8 protein-coding genes and 1 pseudogene are annotated in these 12,095 nt (G+C 56.5%); 5 read left to right on the forward strand and 4 right to left on the reverse strand.

The window, feature by feature from the left end:
- Positions 1-152: 152 nt before the first annotated feature.
- The 3 genes from ACFMPD_RS00005 to ACFMPD_RS00015 form a co-directional block, all read right to left on the reverse strand.
- Entirely contained in the window at positions 153-2,435 is a 2,283-nt protein-coding gene (locus tag ACFMPD_RS00005) for a virulence-associated E family protein (RefSeq protein ID WP_380990137.1), read from the reverse strand.
- Positions 2,425-2,679, reverse strand: coding sequence for a helix-turn-helix transcriptional regulator (locus tag ACFMPD_RS00010; RefSeq protein WP_380990140.1), 255 nt, complete (start codon positions 2,677-2,679; stop codon positions 2,425-2,427). Before ACFMPD_RS00010 ends, ACFMPD_RS00005 begins: the two co-directional genes overlap by 11 nt.
- 432 nt (positions 2,680-3,111) lie before the next feature.
- Positions 3,112-4,275 (reverse strand): tyrosine-type recombinase/integrase, encoded by a 1,164-nt coding sequence (locus ACFMPD_RS00015; RefSeq protein ID WP_380990143.1) that lies wholly within the window; start codon positions 4,273-4,275, stop codon positions 3,112-3,114.
- Positions 4,276-4,400: 125 nt separating this feature from the next.
- On the opposite strand from ACFMPD_RS00015, the gene ACFMPD_RS00020 reads away from it, so the two are divergent.
- The 5 genes from ACFMPD_RS00020 to ACFMPD_RS00040 all read left to right on the forward strand — a co-directional run bounded on the left by ACFMPD_RS00020 (position 4,401) and on the right by ACFMPD_RS00040 (position 11,461).
- A complete protein-coding gene (locus ACFMPD_RS00020; protein WP_380990145.1) occupies positions 4,401-9,434 on the forward strand; it encodes a DEAD/DEAH box helicase in 5,034 nt (1,677 codons plus the stop codon).
- Positions 9,431-9,784 carry a hypothetical protein gene (locus tag ACFMPD_RS00025; protein WP_380990148.1) on the forward strand — a complete coding sequence of 118 codons (354 nt, stop codon included), beginning with the start codon at positions 9,431-9,433 and terminating at the stop codon, positions 9,782-9,784. Before ACFMPD_RS00020 ends, ACFMPD_RS00025 begins: the two co-directional genes overlap by 4 nt.
- A 286-nt stretch (positions 9,785-10,070) precedes the next feature.
- Complete coding sequence (locus ACFMPD_RS00030; RefSeq protein ID WP_132599065.1) at positions 10,071-10,427, forward strand: helix-turn-helix domain-containing protein; 357 nt, start codon at positions 10,071-10,073, stop codon at positions 10,425-10,427.
- The gene (locus ACFMPD_RS00035; RefSeq protein ID WP_380990152.1) at positions 10,424-10,963 is read left to right on the forward strand and encodes an ImmA/IrrE family metallo-endopeptidase; all 540 of its coding nucleotides are present in this window, start codon (positions 10,424-10,426) and stop codon (positions 10,961-10,963) included. The genes ACFMPD_RS00030 and ACFMPD_RS00035 overlap by 4 nt, the downstream gene beginning before the upstream one ends.
- A 336-nt stretch (positions 10,964-11,299) precedes the next feature.
- Complete coding sequence (locus ACFMPD_RS00040) at positions 11,300-11,461, forward strand: hypothetical protein (RefSeq protein ID WP_380990155.1); 162 nt, start codon at positions 11,300-11,302, stop codon at positions 11,459-11,461.
- Positions 11,462-11,867: 406 nt separating this feature from the next.
- Here the strand turns inward: ACFMPD_RS00040 and ACFMPD_RS00045 are convergent.
- Positions 11,868-12,038, reverse strand: a pseudogene (locus ACFMPD_RS00045) (integrase core domain-containing protein); the annotation flags it as partial.
- Between the last annotated feature and the right edge of the window lie 57 nt (positions 12,039-12,095).

Below are 12,095 nucleotides of genomic sequence, written 5' to 3' on the forward strand. Positions count from 1 at the left end.
GAGCAGTCAGACCGGACGCTTACTTTGTAACTTGTAACCGTAACTTAGCTCAGAAGGGTTTGGAAAAGTAAATGGCGGGGCACCATAGTGCCCCGCCGGGTAGTACAGGCCAGTTTGGGCCTTATGTTACGTTACAGGTTGCGCTGGGCAGCTCAAAACGGCGGTTCATCATATCGTACGTCGAGAGGTACGATCACGACCACACCACCGTCCATGCGCCTGGCGATGAACTCGGTCTTACGCTCATCCGCGTCACCACGTGCGAACCCTTTACGCTGGGCCTTTTCGAGCTTGCCGAGATCATGGAGGCGGTGGGAGCCATAGTCCCACCCCAGTCCCGCCATGATCGCCTTGATCCGCCGGGCATCCATAGGCGTCATGCGGGCTGTGTCGATGCCAAGAAGCAGTTTGATGCTGTCCATAGAAACTCGCCCCTTAGCCTCGCCAAAGGCATCCTCAAGAACGTCCGCGTAGGCGTCCTCGACCATGCGTCGTCCCTGTACCTTCGATGCTGCGTCCCAAAGATGCTGCGACAGGGTAATCGACTCGCCTTTGGCCTCCCGCACGACCGCCTCTGCCCAGAGCTGATCAACATCAGCCGCAAAGCGCACGAGATCAATCTTGCCGACTGCCACAGGCCAGACACGGCGATTGCCTGTCAGGTCACGAAGGTAGGCAAGTTCATTGGTCGTGCCCAGGATAATGCAGTGCCGCCGAAACTCCGAAGTGCTGCGAGCGTAGGCCGGGCGGAACATGTCGACAGCAGTGCTGAGGAACTTTTTGAGGCTCTGACTCGTCGTCTTGTTCATCCCGTCCAACTCTTGACACTCGACAATCCAGGCGCGTGTCATCATCTCGGCCTTGGTCTTGTCGTCGCTCTTGAGATCGAGGCTGCCGCAGAACCACTCTTCGCGTATGGCAAGACGCTGAGCGATTTGGGATTTACCTGCCCCTTGCGCACCTTCGAGTACCAGCATCGTGTCGAACTTGACGCCCGGTTGTTTAATGCGACGCACACCAGCGATCAGAAGTTTGCTGCCGAATTCAGCGTTCAGCGCGTTGTTTTCGGCACCGCAGTAGTCAGCCAGCCAACTGTTGATACGAGGCTTACCGTCCCACGCGAGGCCGCCAAGATAGTCTTTCACCGGGTGGTACTTCTGCTCATGCGCGATGGAGAGTAGCTCACGTTTGATGTACGCGGGAGCTGCAATGAAATCCAAATCGCGCAGGAACGAGCTGGACAGTATTTCCACGATATCGTTCAGGTCACGCCCATCAAGGCCGTAGCCGCGAAACTCGTCCGTTACCGTGAAAGTATTGCGCTGGGCATCGACGCCCAGCACCGCCAGCGCGTACCGGATGTTTTGTGGAAGATTCCTAACAGGCCGACCATCGTCATCGCGGATCGGCCAGCCGCCCGAACGTACCTCAATCGCAGCGATCGCGCGCACCACTTGACGACGCGCATAGGTAAGAGGGTTTGGCTGTTCCAGCACATGGGCGCTGATGCCTACATCGGGCGAGAGGATGATCGCAAGGACATGCCCCGGCTGCATCCCTTTGCCAAGCATCCAAATAACAGCCGCAAAAACCAGTTCGGACCGGGATGCGTAAGCCCTACCGGGGGGATTGTTCCCGGTCATAATTGCCTCGGCCCAATCCGGTTCTGGCGGCAGCACTTCGTAATGATGGTCGGGGAGCGGAAGCGGTTCGATCTCGACCACAGGTGCGAGCACCGCAGTAGGTTGCTTAACTTCCTTGGGCAGCTTCACCCGGAAGTCACCCACTGAGTAAGTGCGAGGCGGCTTCTTAAGATCCATCGGCTCGAAGTGCCATGCCGGAGCAGGTTCGCGACCATCCGCGCGCTTCTTGTCATTGAGCCAGTTCATCGTCCAAGGCAGGCGAAGCAGGCGGTCGGCGTTATGGGTTCCCGGTCCACCCTGAAGCACGAATAGCAGGGCTTCGTTGAGTTTTTCCGCCTTCTCGACTTCCAGCGGTTCGTCCAGCTTCCAAACTGCTTGACAGCCGCCGCCCGTTTTCCAGATTGCAGATGGGCGCGGTATACCCTTAGGACGCTTATCGTCGTCCATCAGAATACTCATGACGAACGCTTCTTGGTCAGTCTCGTCGCCGGGATAGTCCTTATAATCTAGGTCGACATGCAGGAAACGTGCAGCTCTCAGGTTGACCTTTTTACGCACGCCATCCAGGAACTCGGCATTTGGCAGGAAGTACATATTACGCTGGACGTCCTCCGCGTTGCCGGACGCAACGAAGGAAATAGCCTGATCGTTGTCCGAAATGCCAAATACCTTGACCTTCGGTGCCGCCTTGCCTTGGCTTGCCATAGACTCAAGGTGCACAGGCGCCTCTGAGGTCAGCCAGCGGACAAACTCAATAGCGCGGATCGGGTTGGGTTTTAGATTACCGGTCATCCGCGCCCCCTTTCGGCTGGCATTCATGCGCCGCAAGCCAGTTTTCCACGGCTTCAAGGCGGTACAGAATCCGCCCACGAATGCGCAGGAAGTCAGGTCCATATCCGTTTATTCGACCCTTTTCGAAATACGATGTGCTGAACCCGGTAAGGGTGGCTACTTCTTTGGTGGTGAGTAGGGATTTTTTCAGATCTGCTTTTGCGCTGTGAGTGGGATGCGCGTGTGCTGTGACTTCATTTGTCATTGTCAGATTACCTTCGGCATCACGTGATATTTCACGTGTGAGGTTTCTAAGTCTGCCAGAGTGGGCCTTAGACCTCGGGCGGGAACTTCCCGCTTATGGGGGCCAAATAAATGGTGAATCCCCAACCGCCGATTACGGACTTGCACCGCCCCACGGTTGTCACACCGCTTTTGGGTAATCTTCCTGTCAACCGCCTTAAACTTCATGCTGCGCACCGGTCAAGGAACTTTTGCACGGATGCAAAACCCTCCAGCAATTTACGGTTTCGCGCTCGCGCGCGCGAGGGAACAGGTGTGTGATCAGGGGTTAAATGCTTCTGACTCCTTTGCCGAAATATCGAGCTACGAACGCTGATCGTGGATTCCTTCGAAGCCGGATCGCTCCACCTGCCCTTCGGTCTAGTCGCCGTCGATGGGGAGGGGTCAAGCCGGTTCAGTCGCGCGGCTCTTTCAGCTCAAGGATGCGCTTGGCCACCAGTTCGACAGGTTCCCGCAGGCGCTCGGCATTCACTACGATATAGCCACCAGTTACGTCGCCATTGGTGCGGTGGTTCAGAAGGCGCTTGAGCGCGTAGTAGGGGACGTCGAGGCTCTCGGCGATGGTGATAAAGGTGCGCCGAAGATCGTGCAGGGTGAAGCTGACGCCAGACCCGGCCGACACGCGCAGAAGGAACTTCTTCGTTTCGACCAGATGACCGGTACGGCCCGGCCCCGGGAATACCCAAGGAGAGTTCGGGTTGGCTTCGCGCCGTTGGGCCAGCAGGTCAGCCAGAAACTCCGACAGCGGGAGGTGCAGCGGGTCGCCGTTCTTTGTGGTGGGCAGGTGCAGCACCTTGCCTTTCAGATCCACGTTCTCCCAGCGAAGCTTGGTCAATTCACCCCGGCGCATTCCCGTGAACAGCGCGGTCAGCAGAAAGTCGCGCGAATATTCCGGCTCCGCCATAACGGCCTCCCACCACGCGGGCAGGTCCACGGCGGTAACTACGGTCTGACGCCGCCGTTCCTTATACCATGCGCGCGCCTGCGTCAGGATTTGCACCGGGTTCGGCGGGAAGTCGTCTTGGGTCGCGGCAACGAAATTATAGATCGACCGAAAGTGCCGCATCACGTTGTTTGCCGTGGTCTCGCCATGCTTCTTGCCAATATCTTGATGTTTTTTCAGCACCATCTGTCTGGTGATTTCGTTCAGAGGCTTCTTGCGCCACGACTTGAGGTACAGGCGCTCGGTGCGCTGGTAGTGACTGACTGTGTGCTCGGACAGGCTGCGGACCTCCAAGAATCGTTTTAGCCCAATTTCTAGCGTCACCTTTTCAGCGGCTTCTTGGCGCTTTTCGGCGTTAGGGTCATGCCCATCGGCCATATCACCCAAGATCGTCAGAGCCTTCTTGCGGGCAATCTCGGGCGCAAAAACATCCGCGCGACCAATGGTGACGCGCCGCGTGCGGCGGTTCACCTGACCTTCGGCAAAGAACACCTTAGATTGCGCTCCAACACGCAAACCGAAGCCGGGAAGCAGCGTATCGCGGTACAGGACTTGCCCCTTCTCGGCAAAGGGAATTTCATCAATCACGCGGCGGGTAAGACGTAGACTGGGCATCGTGACCTCCTTTTGGCCACGCTCCAGTATAGGCATATTTCGAGAAAAAGCTCGACTTTTCATCGCATTATGAGGCGTTGGCGGGCCGTGTCAAACACAATGAAAGGCTGTACTGCGTCGTACGCGTGCAAAAGCAGCGCCAAGCGCATCAATCACTGGTGGAACCGACGCCGCTCAATCGCTACGAATACGTACAGCACCGGGCGTTCGTTGCGCTCTGCCAACAACAGAAACGAGTTTTGGGGCCAATAACCGCGATGCAGCTGCAAGATCTATTAGATTCCTACCGAAAGTCGGCGCGTAGCGAGCGTGAAAAAGGCGACTACTTCGAACGTCTAGTTCGTGTGTTTTTGGAAAATGACGACATTCAAAAGCAATTCTACTCCAAGGTTGTGCCGTTTTCGGTATGGGCCAAGGAGAACGGGTGGAGTAGCACAGACATTGGAATTGACCTAGTCGCTACCCTCGTTGATGGATCGGGCTATGCGGCCATTCAGTGCAAGTTTTACGCTCCAAACTACAGCATCCAAAAACCTGACTTAGACACCTTCATTTCTGCGGCTTCCAACGATGCTTTCACGCGCCTCATAATTGCAGATACGACACGCAAAGAATTCGGCCGGAACGCAAACGAAACGCTAGACAAGCTATCGAAGGACTGGAACCGGATCGGGATCAGCGAACTCGAAGCCAGCCGGATTGACTGGTCGCAGTTCATAAGAACGGGCACGATCAGTCTCGCACCCAAAAAACAGCTGAGAGACCACCAGCGCGAAGCATTGAAAGCTGTTGTCGATGGCCTCGAAGGCGCGGATCGCGGCAAGCTAATCATGGCTTGTGGCACAGGCAAAACCTTCACCGGCTTGCGCATTGCCGAGGAAATGGCAGGCAAGGGAAAACGGGTACTGTTCATGGTGCCGTCGCTTGCGCTCATGTCCCAGACAGTTCGTGAATGGAAGAACGACTGCCAAGAAGACTTCACTGCCTACTCGGCGTGTTCGGATACTAAAGTTGGACGAAATGCGGATGCAGATAGTCTCGACCTGAATGTGCACGACCTGGGATTTCCCGCGACCACCGACCCAGAGAAGATCGCACGGCAGGTCAACCTTGCCAGCCCGGACAAGATGACCGTAGTGTTTTCGACGTACCATTCGATTGATGTCCTTACGCGTGCCCAAAGGGACTACGGATTGCCGGAGTTCGATTTGGTCATCTGCGACGAGGCACACCGGACGACCGGCGTCACTCTCAAGGACGAGGACGATAGCGCCTTTGTCCGTATCCATAACAACGGCTACATAGCCGCCAAAAAGCGGCTCTACATGACGGCGACGCCCCGCATCTTTGGGGATGCCGCGAAGCGCAAAGCAGACGATCACGACGCCGAACTAGCCTCCATGGACGACGAGGCGAAGTTCGGAAAAGACCTGTTCCACCGGGGCTTTGGCTGGGCAGTCGAGAACGACCTTCTGACCGACTACAAGGTGGTCGTTTTGGCCGTGGACGAAGGGCTTATCTCAACGACCATTCAAAACCGCCTCAAGGAAGGCGCCGAGCTAACGCTTGACGACGCAACCAAGATTATTGGCTGCTACAAGGCGCTCACCAAGTCCGACATGACCTCCGACCTTGAATTCGACCCTCACCCAATGAAGCGGGCGTTGGCCTTCTGCCAGAGCATTGCAAAATCGAAGATCATAGAGGACGAGTTCGCCAAGGTCGTAGATGAATACACCGGAAACGAACTGATCGAAGATGACAGTCAACTGGCAACCGAAGTTCGCCATGTAGACGGCAGTTACAACGCCAGTGCTCGCGAGGAGCTTCTGAACTGGCTCAAGGCGGACTCGGACGACAACACATGCCGCATCCTGACCAATGCCAAGGTGCTGTCCGAGGGTGTAGACGTACCTGCCCTCGACGCCATCATGTTCATGCACCCGCGCAAGAGCCAGATCGACGTGGTGCAGTCCGTTGGGCGCGTCATGCGCAGGGCCGAAGGCAAGAAGCTGGGCTACGTGATTTTGCCGGTTGCCATCCCGCCCGACACCAAGCCGGAGGAAGCCCTTAACGACAACGAACGGTACCAAGTTGTCTGGCAGATTCTGAACGCCCTACGCGCCCACGACGAGCGGCTAGACGCGCGCATTAACCAAGCCAAGCTGGGCGAGGATATCAGCGACAAGGTCGAACTGGTCCGTATCTCCTCGGAAACGGAACTCAAGGAACTGACGGCCGTTGTAGACGACTTCGCCACCACCAAGACCAAGGCAGAAAAGACCGGTGCTGGCATTGGGCAGGACGGCCCGGACCGCAGGCCAGACGGCGGCGAGGTGGTCCAGGGCGAGTTCATATTCGACGAGTTCACCCGCGCCATCATGGCCAAGATCGTGGAGAAGTGTGGCACCCGCGAATACTGGGATACATGGGCGAAAGACATTGCCAAGATCGCCCAAACCCACATCACACGCATTACCACTATCGTGGCCAAGCCGGGGGCAGAACGGGACGCGTTTCTAGCCTTCGTCGAAGAATTGCACGACGACCTGAACCCCGAAATCAGCGAAGCCGAAGCCATCGAAATGCTGGCCCAGCATCTTATAACTAAGCCGGTCTTCGATGCACTGTTCAAGGGCAGTAAGTTCACCAAGGAAAACCCGGTGTCCCGTGCGATGGAAATCGTGCTTGGGCAGCTACACGAGCACAATCTGGCCAAGGAATCCGAAAGCCTTGCCAAGTTCTATGCCAGCGTGGAGCGTCGTGCCGAGGGCGTGATTACGGCGCAAGGTCGCCAAACGCTGATTACGGAGTTGTATGACCGGTTCTTCCGCAACGCCTTCCCGGTGCTGACCCAGCGCCTTGGCATTGTCTACACACCGATGGAGGTGGTGGATTTCATCATCCATTCGGTCAATGACGTGTTGGAAGCCCAGTTCGGGCAAACGCTTGGCTCCAAGGGCGTTCACATCCTTGATCCCTTTACGGGCACAGGCACCTTCATCACGCGGCTTCTGCAATCAGGTCTGATCGCGCCCGAGGAGTTGGAGCACAAGTACAAGCAGGAGATCCATGCCAACGAGATCGTGCTACTGGCCTACTATATCGCTGCAATCAACATCGAGACCGTGTATCACGAGTTGGTTCAGGGCGAGCTGCGCGAGGACGCGCCCTACCACCCATTCACCGGCATTCTGCTGACTGACACGTTTCAGATGTACGAGCAGGAGCGCGACATGGTGGCGAACCTACTGCCCGACAACTCGGAACGCCGGACAAAACAAAAGGCGCTGGATATCCGCGTGATCATTGGAAACCCGCCGTATTCAGTGGGGCAAAACAGCGCCAACGATAACGCTGCGAATATCTCGTATACCCAACTGGATGCTGCGATCCGCGAGAACTATGCCGAGACGTCTCGCATGACTTCGGTCAAAAGCCTCTATGATAGCTACATTCGTGCCTTTCGCTGGGCCTCTGAACGTATTGGAAACGCGGGAGTTATGGCGTTCGTAACCAATGCAGGATGGATTGAAGGCAATTCAGCCGATGGTATGCGTAAGTGCCTCGCCGAAGAATTCAGTGATTTGTACATCTTTCATCTTAGGGGAAACCAACGCACGTCCGGTGAGCTTTCCCGAAAGGAAGGGGGCAAGATTTTTGGCTCAGGCAGCCGCGCCCCAATCGCGATTTCAGTTCTCGTCAAGAATCCTGACGCCACCGAACACGAATGCATCCATTTTCACGACATTGGCGACTATCTCGATCAAAAGCAAAAACTGGCGATCATTCGGGACTTCGGTTCGGTTGACGGCATTTCGAAAGCCAAAGGCTGGAAGAGGATCACACCAGATGAAAACAACGACTGGCTGGATCAGGTGGATCGCAGTTTTGATCAATTCATAGAGTTGGGAAACAAATCCAAAGGCGCTGGGGCGATAACGTTCGCAACCTATTCGCTTGGCGTGGCAAGCGGTCGAGATGCTTGGGCATACAATTCGTCTCGTGCGAAGCTTGAAAGAAACGTGGAGGCGAGCATCGCGTTTTACAATTCGGAATGTGACCGCCTTATGGACGAAGCCCCCGAGAAAAAGGCAGACTTGGCCTCCATTGAGGAAAAACGTTTCAGTTGGAACAGAAACGCATTTCAAGACCTCGAAAAAGGTAAGCGGTACACCTATTCTGCAGGCCGTGTCATGACGTCAATGTACCGGCCATTTCTTCGTCAGTGGATGTATTTTGATAGGCAGTTCAATGCGATGATCTATCAGATGCATCGTATTTTTCCGACAGGCGCATCTGAGAACCTGCTTATGCAAGTTTCAGGCGTTGGCGCTCGAAATTTCACTGCCTTTATGTCGAAGGACGTGCCCTGCCTCGACAACATCGAGAAAGGTCAATGCTTCCCCCTCTACCTTTACGAAGAAACCCAACCCGATGACGGCCTCTTCGCCGCCACGGGCGATCAGGCGGGCGGCCTGTCTCGCCGCGATGCGATCACCGATGACGGCCTCGCACATTTCCAAGCCGCCTATCCGGGGGAGGAGATCAGCAAGGAAGACCTGTTCTATTACATCTACGGCCTGCTGCATTCGCCCGACTATCGGGAGCGGTTCAAGAACAACCTCGCCAAGCAACTACCCCGGATTCCGGCGGTCAAAAGCTTTGCCGACTTCGCCGCGTTCAGGGACGCAGGCCGAGCTCTGGGCGATCTGCATGTAAACTTTGAGAGCGTCGAACCCTACATGGTCACGTTCAAGGAACGCGACCACCGCCTGATCCCCGAGGCCGAGGCCGATCCGGTGAAGTTCTATCGGGTCAAGAAGATGAAGTTCGGTGGCAAGGGAAAAGAAAAGGACAAGACCACCGTCATCTACAACGACAACATCAGCATGCAGAACATTCCGTTGGAGGCGTACGACTACGTGGTGAACGGCAAGCCCGCGTTGGAGTGGGTTATGGAACGGCAGGTAGTCAAAACCGACAAGGCCAGCGGCATCGTGAACGATGCCAACGACTACGCCAACGAAACCATCGGTGACCCGAAATACCCGTTGGAACTGTTCCAGAGGGTTATCACCGTGTCGCTGGAAACGATGCGGATCGTTCGGAGCCTGCCCAAACTCGATATTGATACGGTGTCGGAGGATGGCCCATGAACCGAGGTGAAGCATTTGCCCACCAAGGCGTGCCAAGAATCAACCGCTCGCAATGGCACGCTGCGGCGAGCGATGGCGTGCACGTTCTCTCGGTCTGGGAAGAGAACATCAAGGCAAACCGGGCCGAAGCACATGTCCACCAAAACGCCTACCACATGTTTGAACCCGGAATGAGTGTGCGCATTGTTGTGCAGAGGGGCGAGCGTGACCCGGAAACACAGAACATGAAGACCCTATCAGCTTACCCCGACACGCTGACTTGGACTGTGCTGGCTAAGGAAGAACGGGCAATCGACCATCCCAGCCGCCGGTTTTTGCACGTGGTGACAATCCAGAGAGCCGAAGGCTGAGATAGGTAATTCACGGACGCTAGCCGTTCTTGTGAATCCGCTTTGGTCCAGAGACCCAATGGGGGGAGCTCTACCCAGCCCGGTTACATGGTTCAGGTGCCTTGCGTGGTACAAGCAGTAATTCGCAATGAAGTTCTAGTCACGACCGGCGGCGGGCGACCGGGCTCAACCGGCATTGCGCCGATGATCCGCTTGTTAACCTGATGGGCGCGAGAAATTAACCTGACTGGTTGACGAGCGCGTTCGATATCTTTATGTTGTGTGTTGAACCACCTAGGAGACCACCATGACCACAGAAATCGGGAAGGAGCTGCGGAAACTGCGAATTGATGAGGATGAGCGACTACTGGATATGGCCGCGAGGCTGGACAAATCGTCGGCGTTCATCTCTGCCGTGGAGCGGGGCACTAAGACCCCGCCCGAGGGCTTCGTTGAGCTCGTGATCAAGGCATACAAGCTGGCCGAGGATGCCGCAGCATCACTACGCCGTGCCGCCGACAGGTCGCGAAAGAGCTTCACGCTTGAGGCTGACACCCTCCTCGCAAGGGACACTGCCGGGCTGATGGCGCGCCGGATGAACTCCTTGTCCGAGGAGGAGCTCAACAACATCTTCCAAATCCTCAGCAAGAAGGACGCGAAATGACTGACGAAAGTGACTTCATTGTGCCGCCCCGGCGCTGGGCCGAAATTGGCGGCATCGCGGACAACCTGCGCCGCCAGCTTGGGCAGGCGGATAATCCCAGAGTGCCGGTGATCGAGATTATCGAACGGGTACTGGATCAGCGGCTCGGGCTTGTCCGTTTCGAGGTTGGCAGCCGCGAGGAGATGGGGCGGGCCGAGGGCTATACCTGTCCCAAGGGCGAATTCATCATGCTGCGCGAGGATGTGTATGATGGTGTCTGGGCCGGCGAAGGCCGTGACCGGTTCACCACCGCTCACGAATTGGGCCACTGGGCGATGCACACAAACATTCCGCTCGCCCGTGCCAAACGCGGAGACGGCACCCCGGCTTACCGGCTCGCGGAGCCGCAGGCTAACCAGTTTGCCGCCGAGTTCCTGATGCCTGAGTGCTTCATTTGCGCTTCGGATGAAGAGGATGACCTGATCGAGCGGTTTGGCGTCTCGTGGGAGGCGGCGCGCAACCGTCTGCGCTACCTCCACAAGAACGGGAGGCTCTAACGAAAGAAGGCTCAGGTTGGCGCCCGAGCCTCCAAACGGATGTCTTCATCGTGCATCAGGGGCTTGACGATGCAGAGCCTCCCAAAACGCAAATCAGTCTCCCTAGCAAGGACTGCACTTAGCGCATTTTGGGTCAAAAGGCAAGATACGCCCCGAAGTGGAGAGTGCTATGACCAAGCGTCACACACCCCCTCCGCCCGGCTATCGGTACGTCTTCCGCCCTTGGCGGACGTGCCCGCAGACCGGCAAGCGGCTCTACGCGAAAGCGTTTGGGCTGCGGGCGTGGCCTATTCTGATCCCGGAGTAGCCACCCCACCCAAATAAACGGGAGGCGCGGTGAGCGCGCCTCCCACCCTCAACGCAAAAGTGAAAGTTCAGAACATGAAATCCAAGACGTTCAAAGTCGGCCGCAGCGCCAAGACGGGCCGTTTCACCACGGTCAAGAAGGCCACGCAACGCAAGTCCACCCACGTGGTGGAGACCATCAAGAAGAAATAACCCCCTGAAGGGTAAATTCGTCGTGCCCCGCTGCATTGCTCGTGGGGCACGACAGTTCAAGCCCCGGCATAGGCATTTGGCGGATTAGTAGGGCAAACCGAAATCTGTAGGGGATTAATAGGGGAGCAGGGTATAATCGATGACGGTCGGGTGCAACGCGGTGCAAGATCAAGACTGGAAAATTGCCTTTTCTACCAGAGGGTTGTATGGATTGAGCAGGTGCCGTGCGCTTGTGTGCAACTAGGTCCACCAAACCCGACAAACAATTCGTAAGGACAAGGTCGGGGGTTCGAGTCCCTCTTGAGGCACCACGTTCATCAGAACTGTCATTGCCTCCCGTGTTATTTTCTATTGCCTGCAACGGAACATGCGGTACTTCATGACCTGCCCCCCTTTGAGACCGCATTTACAGGTTAGCTCTGTTCAGGGTTTGGTCCTTTCTTGACCGTTGGTGATACTCCTGCGGGGTGCGGCTGCCGAGGCTCGAGTGCGGGCGGTGATTGTTGTAGTCGTCGCGCCATGCCGCAATCAAATGGCGGGCATGGCCCAGGGTCGGAAACAGGTGCTCGTTCAGGCAAATCACGTACCGGTCAATCTGACGCCTTGGGCGGCTGGCGCGGATACCATAATGCGC

Source organism: Sedimentitalea sediminis, from assembly GCF_042687825.1.
Lineage (GTDB): Bacteria > Pseudomonadota > Alphaproteobacteria > Rhodobacterales > Rhodobacteraceae > Sedimentitalea.

What these genes read in the sequence shown, in the direction of transcription:
- ACFMPD_RS00005 (WP_380990137.1), bottom strand. Translation starts at nt 2,435, where the DNA reads ATGACCGGTAATCTAAAACCCAACCCGATCCGCGCTATTGAGTTTGTC.
- ACFMPD_RS00010 (WP_380990140.1), bottom strand. Translation starts at nt 2,679, where the DNA reads ATGACAAATGAAGTCACAGCACACGCGCATCCCACTCACAGCGCAAAA.
- ACFMPD_RS00015 (WP_380990143.1), bottom strand. Translation starts at nt 4,275, where the DNA reads ATGCCCAGTCTACGTCTTACCCGCCGCGTGATTGATGAAATTCCCTTT.
- ACFMPD_RS00025 (WP_380990148.1), top strand. Translation starts at nt 9,431, where the DNA reads ATGAACCGAGGTGAAGCATTTGCCCACCAAGGCGTGCCAAGAATCAAC.
- ACFMPD_RS00030 (WP_132599065.1), top strand. Translation starts at nt 10,071, where the DNA reads ATGACCACAGAAATCGGGAAGGAGCTGCGGAAACTGCGAATTGATGAG.
- ACFMPD_RS00035 (WP_380990152.1), top strand. Translation starts at nt 10,424, where the DNA reads ATGACTGACGAAAGTGACTTCATTGTGCCGCCCCGGCGCTGGGCCGAA.